This window comes from Streptomyces sp. NPDC007346, assembly GCF_040703535.1.
Classification (GTDB): Bacteria; Actinomycetota; Actinomycetes; order Streptomycetales; family Streptomycetaceae; genus Streptomyces.
The window spans coordinates 41504-64818 of sequence record NZ_JBEYKR010000006.1 but is presented as its reverse complement, the minus strand read 5'-3'; the positions used below and the strand labels follow the sequence as shown (position 1 = coordinate 64818).

Here is a 23315-nt window from a genome sequence, read left to right as displayed (position 1 = left end):
AAGCCAGGGGCGGCACGGGCGGTACGCACGGTACGGAGGGCCCCGGCGCCCCGCCCGGCCCGGACACCCCCGGTGCCGGGGCGGCCGGACCACCCGGCGCCCTCACCACCCCCCGGGGCCGCCGCCCCGTCGTCGCGGCCCTCATGCTCGGCATGGCGCTGGCCGCCATCGACGGCACCATCGTCTCCACCGCCGTACCCCAGATCGTCGGCGACCTCGGCGGCTTCACCGTCTTCTCCTGGCTCTTCTCCGGCTACCTCCTCGCCGTCACCGTCACACTCCCCGTGTACGGGAAGCTCTCCGACACCTTCGGCCGCAAGCCGGTCCTGATCGCCGGCATCATCCTCTTCCTGGTCGGCTCCCTGCTCTGCGCCGCCGCCTGGAACATGGGCGCGCTCATCGCCTTCCGCGTCGTCCAGGGGCTGGGCGGCGGCGCCCTCCAGGGCACCGTCCAGACCATCGCCGCCGACCTCTACCCACTGAAGGAACGCCCGCGCATCCAGGCCAGGCTGTCCACCGTCTGGGCCACCTCGGCGGTCGCGGGACCCGTGGTCGGCGGGCTGCTCGCCGGGTACGCAGACTGGCGGTGGATCTTCCTCATCAACCTGCCGGTCGGCGCCATCGCCCTCTGGCTGGTCGTCCGCCACCTCCACGAACCCGCACGCCCCCGACCGGCGACCCGCCCCCGTATCGACTGGGCGGGCGCCCTGGCCGTCTTCGCCACCGGCACCCTGCTGCTCACCGCGCTCGTCCAGGGCGGGGTGGCCTGGCCCTGGCTCTCGGCGCCCTCGCTCGGGCTCTTCGCGGCGAGCGCCGCCCTGGCCGCCCTGACCGTCGTCATCGAACGGCGAGCGGCCGAACCGATCATCCCCGGCTGGGTCTGGCGCCGCCGCACCATCGCCTCGGTCAACCTGGCGCTGGGCGCGATGGGTCTGCTGATAGTCGCGCCGACCGTCTTCCTCCCCACGTACGCGCAGTCGGTCCTCGGCCTCGGCCCCATCGCAGCCGGCTTCGTGCTCTCCGTCATGACCCTGAGCTGGCCCGTCTCGGCGGCCCTCTCCGACCGGGTCTACAACCGCATCGGCTTCCGGCTCACCGCCATCATCGGCATGAGCGCCGCCCTGCTGGTCCTGCTGGCCTTCCCGCTGCTCCCCTACCCCGGCGAACCCTGGCAGCCCGCCCTGATCATGCTGCTGCTCGGCGCGGCCCTCGGCCTCTTCCAGCTCCCCCTGATCGTGGGCGTGCAGTCGACCGTGGGGTGGGCGGAGCGCGGTACGACGACGGCTTCCGTCCTCTTCTGCCGCCAGGTCGGCCAGAGCATCGGCGCGGCCGTCTTCGGCGCCGTCGCCAACAGCGTCCTGGCCGCCCGCCTCCTCGACGCCCCCGTACCGGGCCTCCCCGACGACCTCGACGCGGTCGCCCGCACCCTGGAGGACCCGGGGGCGCTCTCCGAGGCGGCGACGGACCACCTGCGCCGGGCGGTCGACGCTGCGGTGGACCACGTCTACATAGGCGCGGCCGGGGCCGCGGCCCTGGCCCTGCTCGCCCTCGTCGTCCTCGCCCCGCGCCGCTTCCCGCTCATCGACGAGGCGGACGCGGCCCAGGGCGACTCCCCCTGAGCCTGCCGGACGCCCCGGGGACGACGGACTGGCCGGGGCCTTGATAGGCAAGTCATCACTTGCCTATGGTGGGAACCATGGCGGAAGATGTCTTCAAGGCCCTGGCCGACCCCACCCGACGGCGCATCCTCGACGAGCTGACGGATCGGAACGGCCAGACCCTGTTCGAGATATGCGCACGACTGGTGACCGAACACGGCCTGGGGCTGTCCCGGCAGGCGGTCAGCCAGCACCTGGCCGTCCTGGAGTCGGCGGGCCTGGTCGTCACGCGACGCCAGGGCCGCTACAAGTTCCACGACCTGGACACCGCACCCCTGGAGCACATCGCCGGCCGATGGCTCAGGCCGAGAACACCGGAGAGCACCTCATGAGGATCCACCTGACCAGCGTCTTCGTCGACGACCAGGAGAAGGCCCTGCGTTTCTACACGGACGTGCTGGGCTTCGTGAAGAAGCACGACGTGCCGATGGGCGGCGAGGACCGCTGGCTGACCGTGGTCTCGCCGGAGGACCCCGACGGCACCGAACTGCTGCTGGAGCCCGACAAGCACCCCGCCGTGAAGCCGTACACGACGGCACTGGCCGAGGACGGCATCCCGGCCACCGCCTTCGCCGTGGACGACGTACAGGCGGAGTTCGACCGGCTGCGCGGCCTCGGGGTCCACTTCACCCAGGAGCCGCTGGCGATGGGCCCCGTCACCACCGCCGTACTCGACGACACCTGCGGCAACCTGATCCAGATCATGCAGAGCGCGTAGGGCGGCGGCTGCGTGCAGATGGCCGACGGATTCCCCGGTGCCATCCCCGTCCGTGACGGCAAGAACCCCCGCGGACCCGCCGTCGTCCTCCCAACCGCCGCGTGGGCCGCGTTCGTCGGCGCGGTGACCATCCGCTGACGCGCCGCGTGGGACCCGGCCCCATAGGACCGGGCCCCACCAGTGGCGCGCTCCGGTCAGCCGGACACCGGGGTGAAGCGGACCGGCAGCCTCTGCGGCCCCCGGGTGAAGACGCCGCGCTCGACCGGGTCGAAGCCGTCGGCGAGACGGAGATCGGGCATGGCGTCCAGCAACTGGCCGACGCCGATCTCGACCTCGGCCTTGGCCAGCAGGGCGCCGACGCAGAAGTGGCGGCCGAGAGCGAAGGCGAGATGATCGGCCGCCGCCGTAAAGGCGGTCGTGGTGGTCAGGTCCTCACGGAAGATGTCGAAGACGTCAGGGTCCCGGTAGCGGTTCTCGTCACGGTTGGCTGCGCCGATCAGACAGGTGACGGTGGCTCCGGCGGGTACGGTCCCACCGCTGAGGGCCACCTCCGTCGCCGACTGACGCATGATCATGTGCACCGGCGGCGTGTAGCGCAGCGTCTCGGCGAAGGCCCGGGGAATCAGGCCGCGATCGGCGCGGACCGCCGCCAACTGTTCCGGGTGGAGAAGCAGGTTGGCGAAGATCCCGGCAATCGCCTTGTCGGTGGTCTCGCCTCCGGCGGCCAGCAGCAGACTGCAGAACGCCTTGATGTCCTCGTCGGTCATCCGGACACCGTCGACCTCCGCGGTGCACAGCGTCGACAGCAGGTCATCGCCCGGAGCCGCGCGCCGCTCCCGGATGATCGGCAGCATGTACTCGGCGAACTCGACGCGCGTACGCTCACCGTTCCGCGCCACCTCCGGGTCACCCGCGAGATTGCCGAGGAAGGCGATGACCGTGGTGTACCAGCCGTGGAAGCGCTCATGGTCGGACGTGTCCAGCCCGAGCATGTCCGCGATGACGTTGACCGGGAAGCGGGTGGCGTAATCGGCGACCAGGTCGGCGGAGCCGGAGCCGCGGAACCCGTCGATCAGCGCACGCGAGTTCCGCTCGATGACCGGTAAAAACTTCTCCCGCAGGTCGCTGCCGCGGAAGGCCGGCGCGACCAGGGCCCGGCGCACGGCGTGTTCGCGCCCGCTGAGCTGGAGGATCGTCCGCCCGTGCACGGGCTCGACCTGCCAGTCGTAGTTCTCCGTGGTGAAGGCACCGTCCCTGTCCTTGAAGACACGCTCGACGTCCTCGTAACGCGAGACGACGTAACTGCCGGTGGCCTCGTGCCACATGAGCGGCGTGTCCTCACGCATCAGGCGGTACGCCCGATACGGATCCTTCTCGAACTCGGGTGACAGAAGATCTGGCGCCTGGACGGACATGAACGCTCCCTCGAGCCGGGGACGGAAATCGTGCCAACCGGCCAACCGGCCAAGCCAATCAGCTCGTGCTCACGGACATTCGTCAAGAGATCAAGAGATCAAGGGGGCAAGGGGGCAAGGGATCGAAAGGTCAAGGAGTCCAAGGCCCGCCGGGCCCTCAGTCCTCCGCCCCCGCCGTCACCCGCCCCGTCAGCGCCGCCAGCGAGCTGCGGACGTGTGCCATGTGCGCCTGGACCTCCTCGCGGCCCTCCTCGTGCTCCCGCAGCACCCGCTCCGTCTCCCGCACGATCCGCTCCTCGCGCACCCGGGCCTCCGACAGGATCCCGGCCGCCCGCGCCTCCGCGTCCTCCTGGCCGTGGCGCGCCGCCTCCTGCGCCTCCGCCAGGCCACGGGCCGCCTCCGCGAGCAGCGCCTCCGCCCGGTCCGTCAGCTCCGTGTGGCGCGCCTCCAGCTCCGCCTCCGCGGCGGCGATCTCGGCCTCGACGGCCTGGTGGCGCTCCGCGTGCTCCTGCTCCTGGTGGGCCAGCACACTCGCCGTACGGCTCCGGGTCTGCGCCATCGCCTCCTCGGCCGCCCCGCGCACCTCCTCGGCCTCCTTGCGGGCCGCGGCGAGCACACCCTCCGCCTCCCGCACCGCCTCGGCGACCCGCTCCTCCGCCGCCGCCACAGCGGCGGCCCGGACCGCCTCCGCCGCCGCCCGCGCCGCGTCCGCCAAGGCCCGGCCCTCGGCGTCGGCCGCGTCCGCCAGCTCCTGGCCCGCCGCCTCCGCGTCCGCCCGCAGCGACTCGGCCTGCTCCCGCGCCAGCCCCAGGATCCGCTGGGCCCGCTCCCCCAGCTCCGCGTAATCCTGCTCCGGCAGCCCCGCCACGACCTCCGCCAGCCGGGCCGCCTCCGCCGCCAGCTCCTGCGCCAGCCCCTCCAGCCGCACGGCCTCCGCGAGCGCCGTCTCCCGCTCGGCCGACCGGACCGCCACCATCCGGTCCACCTGCTCCTGTCGGTAGCCACGCCCCCGCACGCCCACGACGTCGAACGCAGACATCGGTCCAGCACTCATCCCTGAAGCCTCTCTCCGACACACCGGCACACGGACACGCGAGCACACAGCAGGCGCACACGGGTCTCCCCGCGATACGTCAAGGATGCGGCAATTGGGACCGGAAGTCGGAATCGATCAGGCGCTTTCAGGACGGAAAGCGACGGGCGTCACACGCCCGGTACGCGGCAAGGCACCCGATCCGTCCCGGACCGGGTGCCTCCTACAACGATTCTCAGCCGTGGTCAGCCAGGGGTACGGATCAGAGCAGACCGTCCCACATCTGCTCCAGCAGCACCGACCACCAGCTCTCCGGCGACGCCAGCGCCGCCGGATCCAGCGCCACCAGCTGTGCCTGGAAATCGACGGTCCAACGCCCCGCCTGCTCCGGAGTCAGCCCGAACCGCAGCCGCCACATCCGGCCCAGCAACGCCATCGACCGCACGAACTCCGGCAGCCCCGTGTTCACGAACTGCGGCGCCACCGCCTGACCGCCCGGACCCGCCTCCACCGGCACGGCCACGATGTTCGCCGTCCCGTACTGAACACAGATCGCCCGCCCGAAGTCCGTACCCATCACCAGGTACGACCCCGCGTAGGGCGCCGCCTGCACCTGCCGCTGCGCCGCCAGCTCACCCAGCGTCGGCACCACCGGCTGCCCCGGCTGCGCCCAGAAGAACGGCCCGAAATCGCCGGGCAGCCCCGCCCACACCAGGGTCCGCGCCACGACCTCCGGCACCCCCTGACGGGAGACCGCACGCTGATCGAACCGCAGAATCCCCTGCGGACCGAACGCCTGCAACAACTCCTCGGCCACCGCCTCCGGCGGCAGCGCCGGAGCCGGAGGCATCTGCGGCAACGGCGCCCGCACCGGAGCCGGCCGCGCCGGACCGTCCGCCACCTGATGCAGCTCGCCCTGATGGGTGAGCAGATGCTGCATGCCCTGCTGACGGCTCGCGTGATCGGTGCCGTACGGCGCCACGCTGGTGATCCGCACCTGCGGCCAGGTCTCCCGGATCATCCGGGCGCAGTACCCGCCCGGCAGCTCACAGGACTCCAGCTCCGTGTGCAGCTCGATCACCTGCTGCGGCGGCACGTTCATCGCCCGCAGCTCGTGCAGCATCTGCCACTCGGGGTGCGGGGTACCCGGCGCCGAACGGCGGATCAACTGCTGCTCACTGCCGTCCGGCGCCCGGAACCGCAGCACCGCCTGGTAGCCGGGGCCCACGGTCGGCAGACCGCTCGGCTGCTGCGGATAGCCGTACGCCGGGGGCGGCGGCGTGTGCGGACCGGCGGGCGGCGGCGTGTGTACGGGGCCGGGGCCCGGGGCGCCGCCCTGCGGAACCCCGGGCGCACCCGGAGGACCGGGGGGACCCGGAGGGTTGGGCGGGCCGGGGACCGGGATCGGGCCGGAGTTCGCGAACATCGTCTCGGCGTGGTGCATCCCGCCGCCGGGGGGCGGCGTGGCACCCGGCGGAGGACCGGGCGGACCGGGCGGACCGGGCGGCTGCGGGGCGCCGGGGACACCAGGAGGACCCGGCGGCAGCGGAGCGCCCGGGGCGCCGGGAGGGCCCGGCGGGCGGGGCGCGCCCGGGGACGGGACGCCCGCGCCGATGCTGCTCCCGTCGGCGAGCATCGTCGCCGCATGGTGGACCCCGCCACCCGGAGGCGGCGTGGCACCCGGCGGAGGACCGGGCGGACCGGGGGGCTGCGGTGCACCGGGCGGCGGCGTGGCGCCGGGCGCGGGCGGGCCGAGCTGGGAGACCAGCTGCGTCGGGATGTACCCGCCCGCCGGAGCGCCGGGCGCACCCGGACCCGAAGGCGGCGGCGTCGCCCCGGGGACCCCGGGCGCACCGGGCGGCGGCGGGGTCGTCGCACCCGCCCCGCGCGAACCTCGCGGCGGCACCACGGCCTTGCTGGTGGCCGCGTCCGCGATGTCCCCGGCACCCTGCGAGCCCGGGGAACTCGGGGCGCCCTGTGCGCCCTGGTCGGGCTTGAGCGCGGGCGCCACCTGCGTACGCGGCAGCTGGCTGCCCCCCGACATCAGTGCGGTCGGCGCCTCCGCCGACACCACCGGCGGCGGGGCCCCCTCGTCGTCCGTCCCCGAGAGCGGCGGCGCGAACACCGTCGCCGGCAGCGGCACCGCCCCGTCGTCGGAGTCGGAGGAGTTGGTGTCCGTGCCGGCCCACGGGGTCGACCCGGCGGGCACACCGTCGGAGGCGGTGGGCTCGTAGGCCCCGTCCGCACCGCCACCCGCGGCAGGCCACGAGGGCGAGGGGCCACCGGACGTCCCCGAAGCGGCGGCCGGGGAGGCGGACGGCGAAGGCGGCGTGGCATCCACCGGGACGGGCCCGGCGGCGGACGGCGCGGCGTCCGCAGGGGCGCGCTCGGGCTCATCGCCAGGAGCGGCGACGGGCGTCCCGCCCGACGCCGGGCCCGCCGAGGACCCCGCCGACGCCGAAGAAGCTCCGGCCCCGGCCCCGGCTGTCGACGCCGAAGAGGACGGAGACGGGGACGGGGATGGGGGCGCAGCTCCGGCCGAGGCAGCCGCGTCCGCCGCCTCCTCCGCCGCCCGCCGCTCCGCCCGGTGATCCGGAATCCCCAGCTTGTCCGCCGCCTCCTGGAGCCACTCCGGAGGCGTCAACAGGAACGACGTCTGATTCAGATCCACCCGCTGCGGCGGCTCCGGAGCAGCGGCCGGCGCACCCGCCGGAACCCCGTACTCCTCCTCGTACCGCCGGATCACCTCACCCACCGGCAGCCCCGGCCACAACGTCGCCTCACCGCTGTCCCGGGCGATCACCAGCCGCTGACGGCCACCGTCCGAGACCGGACCCTCCGCCCGGTCCTCGGCCCACACCACGAACCCCAGCTCGAACTCACGGACCCGGACCTCACGGTGCTGATACGCGGGCACATCACCGTTCACCCACTCGTCCGCCCGCTCCTGCGCCTGCGCGAAAGTCACCACCGCGCTCACCCCTCCACCGGGACAGCACGCGCGAAGCCGCCGTCCACCATCAGGTTCGCCACCGTCTCCAGCTCCGGCGGATTACCCGCCAGACGCTGGAGAAAGGCATCGAAGTCCGCACCGCAGGGCAGCAACAGCCGCTCGACGCGCTCCTGCACGCTCCAGCCGTCCTGGTCCCGGGCATCGTCGTACGGACAGAACCACACCGAACCGGCATCCTGCCCGCGCACCTTCACCGCCAGAATCCCGCCCTGTACGAAAGCGACACCCAGGTAGTCCTTCGTGAAGTGGTCCCGCAGACACTTGTTCACGTACACCAGGTCGTTCACCGCGGCCTCGTCACGCACCGTGAAGAACGGCTGATCCACCAGCAACCCCAGCTCGGCGTCGAGCGCGGCACCCACCGGGGCCGAACCACCCGCCGCCTTCAGGAACGAACGGTAGGCACCGGGCAACCGGTAACCGAGATCCTCCTCGACACCCTGGATCTGCTGCTCGCTCACCGCGACCGCACCCTTGGGCAACCGGAAATGCGCCGGACGGGTCTCCTGCAACGGACGCGTACCCCGCCGGTTCTGGTCCACCTCCGTCGTCGCCAGACCACCGTGATGACGCAGCAGCGCCTTCACCTCGACCGGCACCAGCTCCATCCGCCGGCCACCCGCCACGTGGTGCCAGGTCCAGCCGTGCGGCGTCGCCACCGCCGGAATCGTGTCCCACAGCTCATGCCCGGACGCCGCCATCGCCGCGTTCGCCGACACGTAATCGGTCAGCCGCAGCTCGTCGATACCGAAACCCTGCGGCGGATCGGCGATCTCCGCCGCGGCCCGCGCATACGGCGAGAAATCCGGATGGCCGCCCCCGCCCACGCGCACACCTCTGGGGTGACGGGACGCCCGGACCGGATCCGGGAAATGCACGACCTGACCGGCATAGGCCGCGTTCGGTGGCGCGGCTTGCTGCCCGAGCCGACCTGTCGTCATGGCGGTTGCCCCCTGCTGCGTCTGGTGGTTCCGCACAGCCTAAGCGGTGGGGCGACAGGGGATCCCGCCCCGCCGAATCCGTCACCAACAGTCACATTCCCATGACAGCGAGGCGACGCTCTCCCCCCTTCGGGCGACACGCAGACACGTTTCCCCCACCCAGCTTCCCCACCACCCTGCACATTTGGCAGGCTGTCCCCGCAACTCGGGGGATTGCAGGGAGGGACGACAGCACCATGCATTCAGCACAAACAGTCACATCCGGGGACCCGCGACTCAACTGGAGCAGCACCGAGACCAGCCACACGCCCCACCTGCTCCACCGCCGCGACGGGATCCTCCCCGCCGTGGCCGCCGCGCTGTCCGTACGCGGAGAGACACTCACCTGCACCGCCGGCAAGGGAGACCAGCCACCGGTACTGCACCCGCTCGTCCAGGACTTCCTCGACACCCTCACCAGCGGCCAGCGCGAACGCTTCACCGGCCGCTGCCCCGAAGCCATACTGCTCTCCCGGCAACTCACCGCCGCCGAGAGCGGCCGCTCCAAACGCGCCCAGCGAAAACCCCTGACCAACGGGGAGGCCCGCCGCGCGCTCAAACACTCCCGGCTCACCGCCCGCCGCATCCGCGAGGACGGCGACCCGCTCCACGGCAGCTACGCACCACCGTGCCGATCCTGCTCGGCGCTCCTCGCCCACTTCGGCGTACGCCCCGTCGACCTCACCACCACCGGCGCCGCGACCACCGCCGAGAAGGGCTGACCGCCCACCCATGCACGACCAGCTCCCGCACCTTCCGCAGCAGCACAACTCCACCCGCTTCCCCGTCGCCGTCGACGCCGCCCTCCGCGAAGCGGGGTGGCAACCCGGGCGCTGGGACATCCGGCAGGCCGAGGAATGGGCCGACGCCCTGCGCGCCCACACCTCGCCCGCCGGACACCGGCACGCGGTCTTCCCGGCCGCGGTCGAGGCCTGGGCGGAGTTCGGGACCCTCGACATCGCCGCGACCGCGCCGGGCCGGCACATCGCACCCGCCGCCGTCCGCATCGACCCGCTGCACGGCCTCCACCTCGCCCGGACCCTGGGCGACCTGGGACGGGCCCTGGAGACGGAGGTGGCCCCGCTGGGGGCGGAAGGCGAGGAGCAGGCGGTCCTCGCCATCGACACCGAGGGCCGCGTCTACAGCATCGACCACACCGGCGACTGGTTCCTCGGCCAGAACATCGACGAGGCCCTGGCAACCCTGCTCACGGGCACGCAACCGACACGCCTGACGGGGGCCTGAGCCCCGGCCCGGCCGCCTCCCTGTCCGGGCCGCCTTCCCGGCCCGGCCTGGCCCGGCCGCCTTCCCGTCCCTACCCGGCCGCCTTCCCGTCCCGGCCCGGCCGCCTTTCAGCCCGGTCCGGCGCTTGGCGACGGAAGCCCGGCCCACTTCAGCCCGTCCGGCGTTCGAGGACGGAACCCTGGCTGTGGGGAGCGGCGCCCCTCCGTGTCCGGGGACGTGATGGTGCCCGTTCGTCCCGAGCAACGGTTCCGTCCTCAAACGCCGGACGGGCTGGAATGGCCGGCCCCCGCCTCAAACGCCGGACGGACGGAGGTGGCCGGCCCCCGCCTCAAACGCCGGACGGGCTGGGGTGCTCGGCCCCCGCCTCAAACGCCGGACGGGCTAGGGTGCCTGGTCCGGGTCAGCCGGACGGGATGGAGGGGCCCGCCCCGTCCGGCAGCACCGCCGACACCCGGAACCCACCCGCGTCCGTAGGACCGGACACGAACACACCCCCCAGCCCCAACACCCGCTCCCGCATCCCCACCAGCCCGTTCCCCCCGCTCGGCAGCCCCGCATCCGCCACCGCCGCGTCCGAAGGACCGTTCTCCACCTGCATCGCGACCTCGGCCCCCCGGTGCGCCAGCCGCACCCACGTCTTCGCCCCCGCCGCATGCTTGTGCACGTTCGTCAACGCCTCCTGCACCACCCGGAACGCCGTCTGCTCGACCTCGGGCGCGTACGGACGCAACTCGCCGTCCACCGACAGCTCCACCACCATCCCCGCCTGCCGCGACTGCGCCACCAGCGCCTCCAGCTCACTCAGCCGGGGCCCGTCCTCCGACGCCGCCGCAGCGGCCGCCGCAGCCGCCTGCCCCACCGAAGCCAACGGAACCGCGCCCGCGGCAACCGGCGCGATCAACGCGTCCCCACTCCGCAGCACCCCCAGCATCTCCCGCAACTCCGTCAGCGCCTGCCGCCCCATGTCCCCCACCAGCGCCGCGTTCCGCACCGCCTTCGCCGGGTCCTTCGGCGCCACCGCCTGAAGCGCCGCCGCATGCACCACCATCAGACTCACCCGGTGGGCCACCACGTCGTGCATCTCCCGCGCGATCCGGGTCCGCTCCTCCGTACGTGCCCACTCGGCCCGCTCCTCCGCCCGGTCCGCCAGCAGCGACAACTCCCGCTCCAGCGAGTCCGCCCGCTCCCGCAGGCTCTCCATCAGGCGGCGCCGCGCCCCTATGTAGAGGCCGAACAACACGGAGGGAGCCGTCAGCCCCACCGACATGAAGATGGACACCACGGGCACATACCAGTCCCCCGGCCCGAAATCGGCCTGTTCCGCGACGCTCTGCCGCAGCCGCACGTAGGTGACGATGAACGTCCCCACCAACGACATCCCCGCCAGTACGACGGTGATCCGGCGCGGCACCTCGGACGCCGCCAGCGTGTACAGGCCCACCAGGGCCATCAGGAAGCCCATCTCGGCGGGCGTCGTCGCGATCGACACCAGCACCACCGCGATCGGCCACCGCCGCCGCACCAGCAGCACCGAGCCCGCGAGCAACCCGAACACCACGCCCACCGGCGCCGGCAATCCGGCGTCCCCGGCGAAATCGACCCCCTCCAGGCCGCACTCCAGCGCCGACACCAGCGCCAGCCCCACATCCAGGGCGACACTGCGCCGCCGCTCCCACCACCAGTAGCCGCGGGTGGTCGATCCCGCCGCCTCCCGGTCTGCCCCCGTTGCGGTCATGGCATCCAGCCTACGGGCGGTCGCATCTCATTTTCCGGGGACCGGCAACAGCACGTTCCGCGTTCGAACGTGCACGAAACACACGTCGATCGCCTGAAATAGCGAATCGACCGCGTTTTCGATCCGGGCGTCCGCATAGCGGACGACGCTTTTCCCATGACGGAGACCACGAGCAAGTACGCCGACTTCGAGGGCCTGCGCGCCCAGGCGGTGGCGCTGCGCCGGGAGGGGCTCAGCCGCCGCCAGATCCGCGACCGCCTCCACGTCGACAACAACGACATCCTCAACCGCCTCCTCCAGGGCGAGCCCGCTCCGGAGTGGACGAAACGGCCGAACGCCAAGGACGACGTACGGGCGAAGGCCAGGGAGTTGCGCCTCCAGGGCATGACGTACGACCAGATCCAGGTGGAGCTGGGGTGCTCCAAGGGGTCCATCTCCCTCTGGGTACGGGACCTGCCGAAGCCGGAGCGCAGCCGTAGCGCCATCGAACAGGCGCGCCTCGCGGGGCGCATGCGCTGGGACCACGAACTGGCGGTGCGCGACGCAGAGCGGCAGCGGACCAAGGCGGCCGCCCGGGATGAGACCGTGGCCATGTCGGACCAGGAGCTCTTCTACACCGGCGTCGCCCTGTACTGGGCGGAGGGGGGCAAGGACAAGGTCTACGACCGGCGGGAGAACGTCACCTTCATCAACAGCGACCCGGGTGTCATAGCGGTCTACCTGGCGTGGCTGGATCTGCTGGAGGTGGGGCGGGACCGCCTCTCCTACCGGGTGATGATCCACGAGACCGCCGACGTCCCGGCCGCCGAGCGCTACTGGGCCGACCTGGTCGGCATCGACGTCTCCGACCTCCGGAAGACGACCCTCAAAAAGCACAATCCGAGGACGATCCGGAAGAATGTGGGCGAGGCGTACCGGGGGTGTCTGGTCATCCGCGTCGCCAAGGGCGCCACCCTCTACCGCCGCATCGAAGGGTGGTGGTCGGGGATCGCCGAGGCGGCCACCTCCCGGCTCAAGGACGGTGATCGAACCGGTAGGGTTGAGGCGTGATCCGCCGTGGGGTAGCGGCATCCCGCAGGCCTTTGGAGCCTTGAGACGCTGGTTCGAATCCAGCCGGCGGAGCTCACGCATCGGGCCCCGACCACACCGGTCGGGGCCCGCCCCCGTATCCCGCCGAAACACCCCCGGTATCCTGCGGATGACCACCACCCGAAGCCGAAGGGCACATCCGTGAGCACAACCAGCCCGGCAGCCGTCGTCGTCCTCGCAGCGGGTGAGGGCACCCGCATGAAGTCGAAGACTCCCAAGGTCCTGCACGAGATCTCCGGGCGCTCGCTCGTCGGACATGTCGTCGCCGCCGCCCGTGAGCTGGACCCCCAGCACCTCGTCGTGGTCGTCGGTCACGCCAGTGAGCAGGTCACCGCGCACCTGAACGCCGGCGACGCCCCCGTGCGCACCGCCTTCCAGGCCGAGCAGAACGGGACCGGGCACGCCGTCCGCATGGGGCTCGAAGAGCTCGGCGGGTCCGTCGACGGCACCGTGATCGTCGTCTGCGGCGACACCCCGCTGCTCTCCGGCGAGACGCTCGGCGCGCTCGCCGCCACCCACGCCGCCGACGCCAACGCGGTCACCGTCCTGAGTGCCGAGGTCCCGGACTCCACCGGTTACGGGCGCATCGTGCGCGCCCCCGCCACCGGTGCGGTCACCGAGATCGTCGAGCACAAGGACGCCACCGAGGCGCAGCGGGCGATCTCGGAGATCAACTCCGGGGTGTTCGCGTTCGACGGGTCGCTGCTGGCCGACGCGCTGGGCAAGGTGCGTACGGACAACAGCCAGGGCGAGGAGTACCTCACCGATGTGCTCTCCATCCTGCGTGAGGCGGGGCACCGGGTCGGGGCGTCCGTGGCGGGCGACCACCGGGAGATCCTCGGCATCAACAACCGGCTCCAGCTCGCCGAGGCGCGCCGGCTGCTGAACGAGCGGCTGCTGGAGCGGGCGATGCTCGCGGGCGTGACCGTCGTGGACCCGGCGTCCACGCTGATCGACGCGACGGTGACGTACGAGCGGGATGCCGTCGTGCATCCCGGGACGCAGTTGCTCGGCAGCACCCACCTCGCGGAGGACTCCGAGGTCGGGCCCAACTCGCGCCTCAAGGACACCGTCGTGCACGCCGGGGCCCGCGTCGACAACTCCGTGACGGACTCGGCCGAGGTGGGGCCGGGGGCGTCGGTGGGGCCGTACGCGTATCTGCGGCCGGGGACGCGGCTGGGGACGAAGTCCAAGGCCGGTACGTACGTGGAGATGAAGAACGCCACGATCGGGGAAGGGACGAAGGTCCCGCACCTCAGCTACGTCGGCGACGCGACCATCGGCGATCACACCAACATCGGTGCCGCCAGCGTCTTCGTGAACTACGACGGGGTGGCCAAGCACCACACGACGATCGGCTCTCACTGCCGTACCGGTTCGGACAATATGTTTGTGGCACCGGTCACGGTCGGGGACGGGGTCTACACCGCCGCCGGGTCGGTCATCACGAAGGATGTCCCGTCCGGTTCGCTCGCCGTGGCGCGGGGCCAGCAGCGGAATATCGAGGGGTGGGTGGCCCGGAAGCGTCCGGGCAGCGCCGCCGCTCAGGCTGCTCAGGCGTCGCCGCAGGGCACTGACGGCGAAAGCTGACCGGAAACAGGCGCGCCGGTGACGGCGTACCGTGATAGATGCTCACCCATTTCGGCTGGCTCGTTGCACATCGGGACCTATGCGTGCAGCGCCAGATACACGTCTGAGGAGACTGTGCTGTGACCGGGATCAAGACGACCGGCGAGAAGAAACTGATGCTCTTCTCCGGCCGCGCCCACCCCGAGCTGGCCGAGGAGGTCGCACATCAACTGGGTGTCGGTCTCGTGCCGACGAAGGCTTTCGATTTCGCCAACGGTGAGATCTACGTGCGCTTCCAGGAGTCGGCACGTGGCGCGGACTGCTTCCTGATCCAGAGCCACACGGCTCCGATCAACAAGTGGATCATGGAGCAGCTGATCATGCTGGACGCGCTGAAGCGCGCGTCGGCCCGTTCGATCACGGTGATCGTGCCGTTCTACGGGTACGCCCGTCAGGACAAGAAGCACCGTGGCCGTGAGCCGATCTCGGCGCGCATGGTGGCGGACCTGATGGCGACGGCGGGTGCGGACCGGATTCTCACGGTGGATCTGCACACGGACCAGATCCAGGGCTTCTTCGACGGTCCGGTGGACCACCTGTTCGCGCTGCCGATCCTGGCGGACTACGTGGGCGCGAAGGTGGACCGTTCGAAGCTGACGGTCGTGTCTCCGGACGCGGGCCGGGTGCGGGTCGCGGACCGCTGGTGCGACCGGCTGGACGCGCCGCTGGCGATCGTGCACAAGCGCCGTGACAAGGACGTGCCGAACCAGGTCTCCGTCCACGAGGTCGTGGGTAACGTCGAGGGCCGGGTCTGTGTACTGGTCGACGACATGATCGACACGGGTGGCACGATCTGTGCGGCCGCGGACGCGCTGTTCGCGCACGGTGCGGAGGACGTCATCGTGACGGCGACGCACGGTGTGCTGTCGGGTCCGGCGGCGGACCGGCTGAAGAACTCGAAGGTGAGCGAGTTCGTGTTCACGGACACGCTGCCGACCCCGGGTGAGCTGGAGCTGGACAAGATCACGGTGCTGTCGATCGCGCCGACGATCGCGCGTGCGGTGCGTGAGGTGTTCGAGGACGGTTCGGTGACGAGCCTCTTCGAGGAGCAGGGCTGACAGCGGGGCCTGTGGCCCGCTGTTGATCCACTTTGGGGTGCGGCCTCCCCGCCGGGTAGACTCAGCGAGTTGCTCGGCGAGGGAGGCCGTACCTGTGTGTACGGCGGTCCGTTATCGACGCGCTCTTCGTAGCAGGCCTGTCGTGGGCCGGGTGACCGTTCGAGTTCCGTCACCCGACGGCTCTCCCCCCTGACGAGGAGTGCAACATGGCTGAGGTCAAGCTCGCCACCGAGGTCCGTACCGAGTTCGGCAAGGGCGCCGCCCGCCGTATCCGCCGTGCCAACCAGGTTCCCGGTGTCGTCTACGGCCACGGCGCCGAGCCGGTCCACGTCACGCTGCCGGGTCACGACCTGCTGCTCGCGCTGCGTACGGCCAACGTGCTGATCGGTCTGGAGATCGACGGCAAGGACGCACTGGTCATCCCGAAGGCCGTGCAGCGTCACCCCCTCAAGGGCACCATCGAGCACGTCGACCTGCTGACCGTGAAGCGCGGCGAGAAGGTCAACGTCGAGATCGCGGTGCACGCCGAGGGCGACCTGGCGCCGGGTGCCAACCTGCTCGAGTTCGTGATGAACACGCTGCTCGTCGAGGCCGAGGCCACCCACATCCCCGAGTCCGTGACGGTCTCCGTCGCGGGCCTGGACGCCGGTGCCTCGATCCTCGCGAAGGACATCCCGCTGCCGGAGGGCTCCGTGCTCGCCGATGACGCGGACGCCGTCGTGATCCAGGTCGTCGCCGCGCAGGCCGAGGAGCCGTCCGCGGACGGCGAGGGCGAGGGCGTCGAGGCCTGAGCCTCGCCGCTCCCGTTCCACCTGCTCGACTGACGGGGTGGCGGTTCCCTTCCGGGGGTGCCGCCGCCCCGTTTTGCCTGTGGCCTGTGCGCCCCGCGTGCGATCTGTGACCCGTACCCCTGTCCCGTACGGCCCGTGCCCCGTACGGTCCCTGTCCCGTACGGCCCGTGCCCCGTACGATTCCTGGCCCGTACGATCCCTGCCCTCCCCCGCCCCGCCCCGCCCCGCATACGAGGAGACCGAGCGCTGATGTCCGACGCCACCGACCCCTGGCTCATCGTGGGCCTGGGCAATCCCGGCCCCGAGTACGCGGCGAACCGGCACAACGTCGGGTTCATGGTGGCCGATCTGCTGGCCGAGCGGATCGGCGGGAAGTTCAAGCGGGCGCAGAAGGCGCAGGCGCAGGTGGTGGAGGGGCGGATCGGTCCGCCGGGTCCGGGGAGCCGGCGGGTGGTGCTGGCGAAGCCGATGTCGTACATGAATCTGTCGGGTGGTCCGGTGACGGCGTTGCGGGACTTCTACAAGGTGCCGCTGGATCATGTCGTGGCGGTCCATGACGAGCTGGACATCGACTACGGGATGCTGCGGCTGAAGCTGGGTGGCGGGGACAACGGGCACAACGGGCTGAAGTCGATGACGAAGTCGATGGGTCCGGACTATCACCGGGTGCGGTTCGGGATCGGGCGGCCGCCGGGGCGGATGCAGGTCGCGGACTTCGTGCTGAAGGATTTCGGGTCGGTGGAGCGCAAGGAGCTGGCGTTCCTGGTGGACCGGGCGGCGGATGCGGTGGAGTGTCTGCTGGCGGAGGGGCTGGAGCGGGCGCAGAGCGCGTACAACTCGTGATATTCCTGTCCCTCGTGGGGCGTTTTTCGGCCACGGGTTGACCGGGGGCTGTGCTCTGGCCAAGGATCTGCCCCCATGAAACGGAGCTCTTCCCGGCGTGCGGCGCTCGTGGGCCGGCGGACGGCCATGGGGCTGGTGGCCGTGGTGCTGCTGGTCGCGGGGGCGTGGTCGTCGTGGGGTACCGCGCACCACGTGGTCCTGGCCAAGGGGCGTGAGCACGGCACGCTGACGGTGACGGAGTGCGGTGCGGAGGAGTGCACCGGCCGGTACGAGCCGGATGCGATGTCGTCGGCGCGGGCGCGGGTGACGGTTGCGAGGTCGGTCGCGGCGGCGGAGGGCGACCGGTTCCCGGTGGTGGTGAAGCCCGGTACCGATGCGGTGGTCCGCGCGGGGGTGCCGGGCTTTCTGCATGCCTGGATGCCGTTGGGCGGGGCGCTGGTGCTGGCCGGGTTGGTGATCGGTGGCGGGTTGCGGATGCCGCGTACGGCGTGGGGGGCCGGAACGGCGGGGGCGGCCCTGCTGGTGGCGACGTTCGTCGCGCTGTAGCAGGGCCGCCCCGGTCGGCCTTCGGTGTCCGTGCCGTGCGTCAGCCGGTGTTGCGCAGGCCTGCCGCGACTCCGTTGACGGTGAGCAGCAGGGCGCGGGCGAGGAGCGGGTCGGGCTCGTCGCCGCGTGCGGCGGCCTGGCGCTGGCGGGCGAGCAGGGAGACCTGGAGGTAGGAGATCGGGTCCAGGTAGGCGTCGCGGATGGCGAAGGTCTGCTGGAGCGCCGGGCTGGTGCCGAGCAGTTGGGTGGAGCCGGTGACCTTGAGGACCTCCTGGACGGTCAGCGCGTGCTCGGCCTCGATGGCGTCGAAGACGTGCTTCAGCTCGTCGGGGACGAGCGTGTCGACGTAGTGCCGGGCGATGCGCAGGTCGGTCTTGGCGAGCGTCATCTCCACGTTGGAGAGGAAGTTCCGGAAGAAGTGCCAGTGCTCGTGCATCTCGTCGAGGACGGTGCCGAGTCCGGCTTCGCGCAGGGCCTTGAGGCCGGAGCCGACGCCGTACCAGCCGGGGACGATCTGGCGGGACTGGGTCCAGCCGAAGACCCACGGGATGGCGCGGAGCCCGTCGAGCGAGACGCCCGAGCCGGGGCGGCGGGAGGGCCGCGAGCCCAGGTGCAGGTCGGCGAGCTGGTCCACGGGGGTGGAGGCGAGGAAGTAGGCCGGGAGGTCGGGGTCCTGGACGAGCTTGCGGTAGGCGCTGTGGGCGGCGTCGGAGACGGTGTCCATGGCCGCGTCCCAGCGGGCGAGGGCCTCGTCGGACTGGCGGGGCGCGGTGTGCAGGGCGGAGGCCTGGAGGGTGGCCGCGACGGTCAGTTCCAGGTTCTCGCGGGCGAGGGCGGGGATGAGGTACTTGTCGGAGATGACCTCGCCCTGCTCGGTGACCTTGATCTCGCCTTCGAGGGTGCCCCAGGGCTGGGCGAGGATCGCGTCGTGGGAGGGGCCGCCGCCGCGGCCGACGGTGCCGCCGCGGCCGTGGAAGAGGCGCAGGCGTACGCCGTAGCGGTGGGCGACGTCGCGCAGGCGGCGCTGGGCGCGGTGGATCTCCCACTGGGAGGTGGTGATGCCGCCGAACTTGGAGGAGTCGCTGTAGCCGAGCATGACCTCCTGGACGTCGCCGCGCAGGGAGACGAGGCGGCGGTAGGAGGGGTCGGCGAGCATCGCGTCGAGGATGACGTCGGCGGCCTTGAGCTCGTCGGTGGTCTCCAGGAGCGGGACGATGCCGATCTTGGCCCAGCCGGCGTGGAGGTCGAGCAGTCCGGCCTCGCGGGCGAGGACGGCGGCGGCGAAGACGTCGTCGGCGCCCTGGCACATCGAGATGATGTAGGACTCGATGACTTCGGGGCCGAAGCGTTCGAAGGCTTCCTTGATGGTGTGGAAGACACCGAGGGTCTTCTCGCCGTCCGCGTCGAGCGGGGCGGGGGTGGGGGCGAGGGGGCGGCGGGAGCGGAGTTCCTTGGCGAGGAGCTTCTGCCGGTAGTCGCGGGGCATGTCGGCGTAGCGCCAGGATTCTTCGCCGAGGCGGTCGAAGAGCTGGCCGAGCGCGTGGTGGTGGGCGTCGGCGTGTTCGCGTACGTCCATGGTGGCGAGCTGGAGGCCGAAGGCGGCCAGGGTGCGGATGGTGCGGTCCATGCGGCCGTCGGCGAAGAGGCCGCCGCGGTGCTGGCGCAGGGAGGTCTGGATGAGGGCGAGGTCGGCGATGAGTTCGGAGGTGCCGAGGTAGTCGCAGCCGGGGCGGTGGGGGGTGCCCTTGGCGAGGCGCTCGCGGGTGTTGACGAGCTTCTGCCGGATGCAGGTGGCCTTGAGGCGGTAGGGCTCCTCGGCGTTCAGCCGCTTGTAGCGGGGGCTGATGTCGGGGAGGCGTTCCAGGTCGGCCTGGAGGGAGGTGAGGAGCTCGTCGGTGGCTCCGGTGTAGCGGATGGAGTTGGAGAGCAGGCCGCGCAGGTAGTCGATGAGTTCGAGTGCGTCGGTGATGCCGTGTTCGTGCTGGAGGATCAGGACGTCCCAGGTGACGGCGGGTGTCACGTTGGGGTTGCCGTCGCGGTCGCCGCCGATCCAGGTGCCGAAGGTGAGGGGGCGGGTGTCGGCGGGGAGTTCGACGCCGACGCGTTCCAGTTCGGCGGCGAGGTCTTCGAGGACGTCGCCGACGGCGTTGGCGTGGAGCTCGTCCAGGTAGTAGATGGCGTTGCGGGCCTCGTCGGCGGGCTCCGGGCGGACGACGCGCAGTTCGTCGGTCTGCCAGATGAGGTCGATGTTCTCGGCGAGCCGGAGGTCGTGGCGGCGGCGGTCGGCCTCGATGACCGGGGTCTCCAGGAGCTCGGCGATGCGGCGGAGCTTGTTGAGGACCGAGCGGCGGGCGGCCTCGGTGGGGTGGGCGGTGAAGACGGGCCGGACGTTGAGGTTCTTGACGGTGGCGCGCAGGTGCTCGGGGTCGGCGTCCTTGAGCCGGTCGGCGGTGCGGGCCAGGAGTCCGCCCTCGGCGGCGCGGCGGTCGCGCATCTCGTGGGCGCGGTGGACCTGCTCGGTGACGTTGGCGAGGTGGAAGTAGGTGGAGAAGGCGCGCACGAGCTGTGCGGCGGTCTCCAGGTCCGTGTCGCCGAGGAGGGTGGCCGCCGCTTCGCCGTCGGTGCGGGTCAGGGCGCGTACTCGCTCGACGAGGTCGAGGAGTTCCTGGCCTTCCTGGCGTACGAGGGTCTCGCCGAGGAGGTCGCCGAGGCGGCGGATGTCGGCGCGCAGCTCGGGGCTGGCGGCGGGGGTCTGGTCGGCACTGCTCACAGTGTGCGGCTCCTTGCAGTGAATGAGGAGGTGCGTCGCTTCGGCGTCTCCCGGTGACGTTCGGGGTGGGAGGCGCGTGGCGGGGTACGGGGCCCTGAGGCATGCAGCGGTGCTGTTGCCACGCCCCGACGAGCGGGTGCGGACCGCGCTGTCCGACCCTTCCAAGGATAGGTGTCGTCGCCTTCGGTGTGTCCGCTGCCCTGGCGGGGGCAGGAGAACACCGTCAGCATCCGGGCCCCTACCCCTCGGGCGGGCGGAGTACCGCGTACGACGGGCTGGACCGGCCTCTCGTGTTGTGGGCCCCGTCACTGCCATACTTACCAAGCCGTAGGTTACGGAACCGTAGCCACGGCCGTCCGCGTACCGCTTCCTCACCCTCCGGGGGATCCCCTGTGCCGTCCACGCGCCATGTGACCGACGAGACCGACCCATCCAGCCCCGCGTCCGCCGTCCCGGCCGACGCCTCTGCTCTTGCGCCCGCCACGCTCGGTGGGGACACGAAGAGGTCGATCGAGCAGTTCGCGCTGCTGGCGTTCATCGTGGTGCCGTTCGTGGCCCTGGTGGCGGCGGTGCCGCTGGCGTGGGGGTGGGGGGTGAGCTGGCTCGACATCGGGTTGATGGTGGCGATGTACTTCATCGGCTGCCATGGGATCACGATCGGTTTCCACCGGTACTTCACGCACGGTTCGTTCAAGGCGAGGCGTCCGTTGCGGATCGCGCTGGCCGTGATGGGTTCGCTGGCGGTGGAGGGGCCCCTGGTGCGGTGGGTGGCCGATCACCGCAAGCACCACCGGTTCTCGGACGCGGAGGGTGACCCGCATTCGCCGTGGCGGTTCGGGGAGAGTCTGCCGGCTCTGATGAAGGGGCTGTGGTGGGCGCACATCGCGTGGATGTTCGACGAGGAGCAGACTCCGCAGCAGAAGTACGCCCCCGATCTGATCAAGGACCCGGCCATCCGGGGGATCTCGCGCCACTTCCTCTCCTTCACGGTGCTCTCGCTGGCGATCCCGCCGCTGGTGGGCGGTCTGGTGACGATGTCGTGGTGGGGTGCGGCGACGGCCTTCTTCTGGGGTTCGCTGGTACGGGTCGCGCTGCTGCACCACGTGACGTGGTCGATCAACTCGATCTGCCACGCGGTCGGCAAGCGCCCCTTCAAGTCGCGTGACCGTTCGGGGAACGTGTGGTGGCTGGCGGTGCTGTCGTGCGGCGAGTCGTGGCACAACCTGCACCACGCGGACCCGACGAGCGCGCGGCACGGGGTGATGCGGGGCCAGATCGACTCCAGCGCCCGGCTGATCCGCTGGTTCGAGAAGCTGGGCTGGGCGTACGACGTGCGGTGGCCGGATGCCGCGCGTATCGATGCCCGGCGCACGCCCGTACCGGCCGACCCGGCATGATTGACGACGTGGCGACCGACTCCAGCAGCGAGAAGAGCAGACCTTCCCCGTCCCGGCGGGCCCGGCGGGTCCGGATGACCGGCAAGGAGCGCCGCGAGCAGTTGCTGGACATCGGCCGGGCCCTCTTCGCCGACAAGGGGTTCGAGGGCACGTCGGTGGAGGAGATCGCGGCCCGTGCGGGGGTCTCCAAGCCGGTGGTGTACGAGCACTTCGGCGGCAAGGAGGGCCTGTACGCGGTGGTGGTCGACCGCGAGATGCGCCAGCTGCTGGACATGGTGACGGGGGCGCTCACGGCGGGTCATCCGCGGGAGCTGCTGGAGCAGGCGGCGTTCGCGCTGCTGGACTACATCGAGTCGTACACGGACGGTTTCCGGATCCTGGTGCGGGACTCCCCGGTGGCGCAGTCGACGGGGACGTTCGCGTCGCTGATCAGCGATATCGCCACGCAGGTGGAGGACATCCTGGGCCTGGAGTTCAAGGCCCGCGGCTTCGACCCGAAGCTGGCCCCGCTGTACGCGCAGGCGCTGGTGGGGATGGTGGCGCTGACGGGCCAGTGGTGGCTGGACGTCCGCAAGCCGAAGAAGGCGGAGGTGGCGGCCCACCTGGTGAATCTGTGCTGGCACGGGCTGGAGAACCTGGAGTCGAAGCCCCGGCTGATAGGGCACCGGAAGAGCTGATCGCGGCTGATCACGTAAACCCTTCCGCAGTTCGTCACCCGTTGTGATGACGCGTGCGGATTTCCCGCCGTAGTGTGGTCGGGAGGGCAGAGGATTCGTCCATGGGAGGAACCATGACCGCCGAGCCGACCACCGCGCACAGCTCCCGCTGGCCGGTGCCCCCGCAGGACGGATACACCGTGGACGATCTGTTCACGCTGCCCGATCTCCCGCCGCACACAGAGCTGATCGACGGGAGCCTGGTTTTCGTGAGTCCGCAGCGACGCTTTCACCAAAAGACGATCGACCTGCTGGTGAATGGTCTGCGCAGCACCGTTCCGACGGACTTGAAGGTGGAACGGGAAATGACAGTGGTTCTGGACCGACGTAACGGCCCAGAACCCGACGTGTCCGTTGTCCGGGCGTCAGCCACCACCGGCCTTGAGCAGACGCATTTCAAGGCCGCCGATGTCCTCCTCGCCGTGGAAGTCGTCTCCCCCGACTCCGAGGCCCGTGACCGTGAGGCCAAGCCGCACAAGTACGCGACCGCCGGCATCCCGCACTTCTGGCTGGTGGAGATGGTCGGCACCGACCAGCACCCCGTCGTGCGGGTCTACGAGCTGGACCCGGTGACGAAGGCGTACGCCCTGACGGGCATCCATCACGACCGGCTGAAGACGGGTGTGCCGTTCCCCGTGGACATCGACACCTCGGCGGACGCGCTCAAGGAGCTGTAGGC

At 71.4% G+C, this 23315-nt stretch carries 21 protein-coding genes and 1 tRNA gene; 16 read left to right on the top strand and 6 right to left on the bottom strand.

Going from position 1 to position 23315, the window contains the following annotated elements:
- Positions 1 to 143: 143 nt before the first annotated feature.
- The 4 genes from AB0917_RS03630 (at position 144) to AB0917_RS03615 (ending at position 2514) form a co-directional block, all read left to right on the top strand.
- Entirely contained in the window at positions 144 to 1619 is a 1476-nt protein-coding gene (locus tag AB0917_RS03630) for an MFS transporter (RefSeq protein ID WP_366817842.1), read from the top strand.
- A 77-nt stretch (positions 1620 to 1696) separates the two neighbouring features.
- Complete coding sequence (locus AB0917_RS03625) at positions 1697 to 1990, top strand: metalloregulator ArsR/SmtB family transcription factor (RefSeq protein WP_366817798.1); 294 nt, start codon at positions 1697 to 1699, stop codon at positions 1988 to 1990.
- Complete coding sequence (locus tag AB0917_RS03620) at positions 1987 to 2376, top strand: VOC family protein (RefSeq protein WP_366817797.1); 390 nt, start codon at positions 1987 to 1989, stop codon at positions 2374 to 2376. Before AB0917_RS03625 ends, AB0917_RS03620 begins: the two co-directional genes overlap by 4 nt.
- A 12-nt stretch (positions 2377 to 2388) precedes the next feature.
- On the top strand, positions 2389 to 2514 hold the full coding sequence (locus tag AB0917_RS03615; RefSeq protein WP_366817796.1) for a DUF397 domain-containing protein: 126 nt from the start codon (positions 2389 to 2391) through the stop codon (positions 2512 to 2514).
- A 56-nt stretch (positions 2515 to 2570) separates the two neighbouring features.
- Here the strand turns inward: AB0917_RS03615 and AB0917_RS03610 are convergent, their stop codons facing one another.
- From AB0917_RS03610 to AB0917_RS03595, 4 genes are all read right to left on the bottom strand, one after another.
- A complete protein-coding gene (locus AB0917_RS03610; protein ID WP_366817795.1) occupies positions 2571 to 3791 on the bottom strand; it encodes a cytochrome P450 in 1221 nt (406 codons plus the stop codon).
- 157 nt (positions 3792 to 3948) lie between these two features.
- The gene (locus AB0917_RS03605; RefSeq protein ID WP_366817794.1) at positions 3949 to 4830 is read right to left on the bottom strand and encodes a cellulose-binding protein; all 882 of its coding nucleotides are present in this window, start codon (positions 4828 to 4830) and stop codon (positions 3949 to 3951) included.
- Positions 4831 to 5086: 256 nt separating this feature from the next.
- Positions 5087 to 7804: an SUKH-4 family immunity protein gene (locus AB0917_RS03600; RefSeq protein ID WP_366817793.1), complete on the bottom strand. Its 2718-nt coding sequence runs from the start codon at positions 7802 to 7804 to the stop codon at positions 5087 to 5089.
- Positions 7801 to 8778, bottom strand: a complete 978-nt coding sequence (locus AB0917_RS03595) for an SMI1/KNR4 family protein (RefSeq protein WP_366817792.1) — start codon at positions 8776 to 8778, stop codon at positions 7801 to 7803. Before AB0917_RS03595 ends, AB0917_RS03600 begins: the two co-directional genes overlap by 4 nt.
- 236 nt (positions 8779 to 9014) lie before the next feature.
- On the opposite strand from AB0917_RS03595, the gene AB0917_RS03590 reads away from it, so the two are divergent.
- Both AB0917_RS03590 and AB0917_RS03585 read left to right on the top strand, forming a co-directional pair.
- Positions 9015 to 9539 carry a YwqJ-related putative deaminase gene (locus tag AB0917_RS03590; RefSeq protein ID WP_366817791.1) on the top strand — a complete coding sequence of 175 codons (525 nt, stop codon included), beginning with the start codon at positions 9015 to 9017 and terminating at the stop codon, positions 9537 to 9539.
- A 10-nt stretch (positions 9540 to 9549) separates the two neighbouring features.
- Positions 9550 to 10062, top strand: a complete 513-nt coding sequence (locus AB0917_RS03585) for an SUKH-3 domain-containing protein (RefSeq protein WP_366817790.1) — start codon at positions 9550 to 9552, stop codon at positions 10060 to 10062.
- A gap of 400 nt (positions 10063 to 10462) precedes the next feature.
- On the opposite strand, the gene AB0917_RS03580 is transcribed toward AB0917_RS03585, so the two are convergent.
- The gene (locus tag AB0917_RS03580) at positions 10463 to 11797 is read right to left on the bottom strand and encodes a histidine kinase (protein WP_366817789.1); all 1335 of its coding nucleotides are present in this window, start codon (positions 11795 to 11797) and stop codon (positions 10463 to 10465) included.
- Between the two features lie 156 nt (positions 11798 to 11953).
- Here AB0917_RS03580 and AB0917_RS03575 point away from each other — a divergent pair, with 156 nt between their 5' ends.
- From AB0917_RS03575 to AB0917_RS03545, 7 genes are all read left to right on the top strand, one after another.
- Positions 11954 to 12847 (top strand): hypothetical protein, encoded by an 894-nt coding sequence (locus tag AB0917_RS03575; RefSeq protein ID WP_366817788.1) that lies wholly within the window; start codon positions 11954 to 11956, stop codon positions 12845 to 12847.
- Positions 12848 to 12919, top strand: a tRNA-Gln gene (locus tag AB0917_RS03570). It abuts the gene before it with no gap.
- Positions 12920 to 13027: 108 nt separating this feature from the next.
- Positions 13028 to 14476, top strand: a complete 1449-nt coding sequence (gene glmU / locus AB0917_RS03565; RefSeq protein ID WP_366817787.1) for a bifunctional UDP-N-acetylglucosamine diphosphorylase/glucosamine-1-phosphate N-acetyltransferase GlmU — start codon at positions 13028 to 13030, stop codon at positions 14474 to 14476.
- A 119-nt stretch (positions 14477 to 14595) separates the two neighbouring features.
- Positions 14596 to 15573 carry a ribose-phosphate diphosphokinase gene (locus tag AB0917_RS03560; protein WP_366817786.1) on the top strand — a complete coding sequence of 326 codons (978 nt, stop codon included), beginning with the start codon at positions 14596 to 14598 and terminating at the stop codon, positions 15571 to 15573.
- A gap of 206 nt (positions 15574 to 15779) precedes the next feature.
- Positions 15780 to 16364 (top strand): 50S ribosomal protein L25/general stress protein Ctc, encoded by a 585-nt coding sequence (locus AB0917_RS03555; protein WP_366817785.1) that lies wholly within the window; start codon positions 15780 to 15782, stop codon positions 16362 to 16364.
- A gap of 249 nt (positions 16365 to 16613) precedes the next feature.
- Positions 16614 to 17207 carry an aminoacyl-tRNA hydrolase gene (gene pth / locus AB0917_RS03550; RefSeq protein ID WP_366817784.1) on the top strand — a complete coding sequence of 198 codons (594 nt, stop codon included), beginning with the start codon at positions 16614 to 16616 and terminating at the stop codon, positions 17205 to 17207.
- A gap of 75 nt (positions 17208 to 17282) precedes the next feature.
- Entirely contained in the window at positions 17283 to 17753 is a 471-nt protein-coding gene (locus AB0917_RS03545) for a hypothetical protein (RefSeq protein ID WP_366817783.1), read from the top strand.
- A 40-nt stretch (positions 17754 to 17793) separates the two neighbouring features.
- Here the strand turns inward: AB0917_RS03545 and ppc are convergent, their stop codons facing one another.
- The gene (gene ppc / locus AB0917_RS03540) at positions 17794 to 20523 is read right to left on the bottom strand and encodes a phosphoenolpyruvate carboxylase (RefSeq protein WP_366817782.1); all 2730 of its coding nucleotides are present in this window, start codon (positions 20521 to 20523) and stop codon (positions 17794 to 17796) included.
- A 392-nt stretch (positions 20524 to 20915) separates the two neighbouring features.
- Here ppc and AB0917_RS03535 point away from each other — a divergent pair, with 392 nt between their 5' ends.
- From AB0917_RS03535 to AB0917_RS03525, 3 genes are all read left to right on the top strand, one after another.
- Positions 20916 to 21920, top strand: a complete 1005-nt coding sequence (locus tag AB0917_RS03535) for a fatty acid desaturase (protein ID WP_366817781.1) — start codon at positions 20916 to 20918, stop codon at positions 21918 to 21920.
- Positions 21917 to 22597, top strand: a complete 681-nt coding sequence (locus tag AB0917_RS03530; protein ID WP_176727325.1) for a TetR/AcrR family transcriptional regulator — start codon at positions 21917 to 21919, stop codon at positions 22595 to 22597. The genes AB0917_RS03535 and AB0917_RS03530 overlap by 4 nt, the downstream gene beginning before the upstream one ends.
- 113 nt (positions 22598 to 22710) lie before the next feature.
- Positions 22711 to 23313: a Uma2 family endonuclease gene (locus AB0917_RS03525; protein WP_366817841.1), complete on the top strand. Its 603-nt coding sequence runs from the start codon at positions 22711 to 22713 to the stop codon at positions 23311 to 23313.
- Positions 23314 to 23315 lie beyond the last annotated feature (2 nt).

Bases quoted from the DNA above. Each gene is read 5' to 3' on its own strand.
- AB0917_RS03630 (WP_366817842.1), top strand. From the start codon at position 144: ATGCTCGGCATGGCGCTGGCCGCCATCGACGGCACCATCGTCTCCACC.
- AB0917_RS03625 (WP_366817798.1), top strand. From the start codon at position 1,697: ATGGCGGAAGATGTCTTCAAGGCCCTGGCCGACCCCACCCGACGGCGC.
- AB0917_RS03620 (WP_366817797.1), top strand. From the start codon at position 1,987: ATGAGGATCCACCTGACCAGCGTCTTCGTCGACGACCAGGAGAAGGCC.
- AB0917_RS03610 (WP_366817795.1), bottom strand. From the start codon at position 3,791: ATGTCCGTCCAGGCGCCAGATCTTCTGTCACCCGAGTTCGAGAAGGAT.
- AB0917_RS03605 (WP_366817794.1), bottom strand. From the start codon at position 4,830: ATGTCTGCGTTCGACGTCGTGGGCGTGCGGGGGCGTGGCTACCGACAG.
- AB0917_RS03595 (WP_366817792.1), bottom strand. From the start codon at position 8,778: ATGACGACAGGTCGGCTCGGGCAGCAAGCCGCGCCACCGAACGCGGCC.
- AB0917_RS03590 (WP_366817791.1), top strand. From the start codon at position 9,015: ATGCATTCAGCACAAACAGTCACATCCGGGGACCCGCGACTCAACTGG.
- AB0917_RS03585 (WP_366817790.1), top strand. From the start codon at position 9,550: ATGCACGACCAGCTCCCGCACCTTCCGCAGCAGCACAACTCCACCCGC.
- AB0917_RS03580 (WP_366817789.1), bottom strand. From the start codon at position 11,797: ATGACCGCAACGGGGGCAGACCGGGAGGCGGCGGGATCGACCACCCGC.
- AB0917_RS03575 (WP_366817788.1), top strand. From the start codon at position 11,954: ATGACGGAGACCACGAGCAAGTACGCCGACTTCGAGGGCCTGCGCGCC.
- AB0917_RS03555 (WP_366817785.1), top strand. From the start codon at position 15,780: ATGGCTGAGGTCAAGCTCGCCACCGAGGTCCGTACCGAGTTCGGCAAG.
- pth (WP_366817784.1), top strand. From the start codon at position 16,614: ATGTCCGACGCCACCGACCCCTGGCTCATCGTGGGCCTGGGCAATCCC.
- AB0917_RS03545 (WP_366817783.1), top strand. From the start codon at position 17,283: ATGAAACGGAGCTCTTCCCGGCGTGCGGCGCTCGTGGGCCGGCGGACG.
- AB0917_RS03530 (WP_176727325.1), top strand. From the start codon at position 21,917: ATGATTGACGACGTGGCGACCGACTCCAGCAGCGAGAAGAGCAGACCT.
- AB0917_RS03525 (WP_366817841.1), top strand. From the start codon at position 22,711: ATGACCGCCGAGCCGACCACCGCGCACAGCTCCCGCTGGCCGGTGCCC.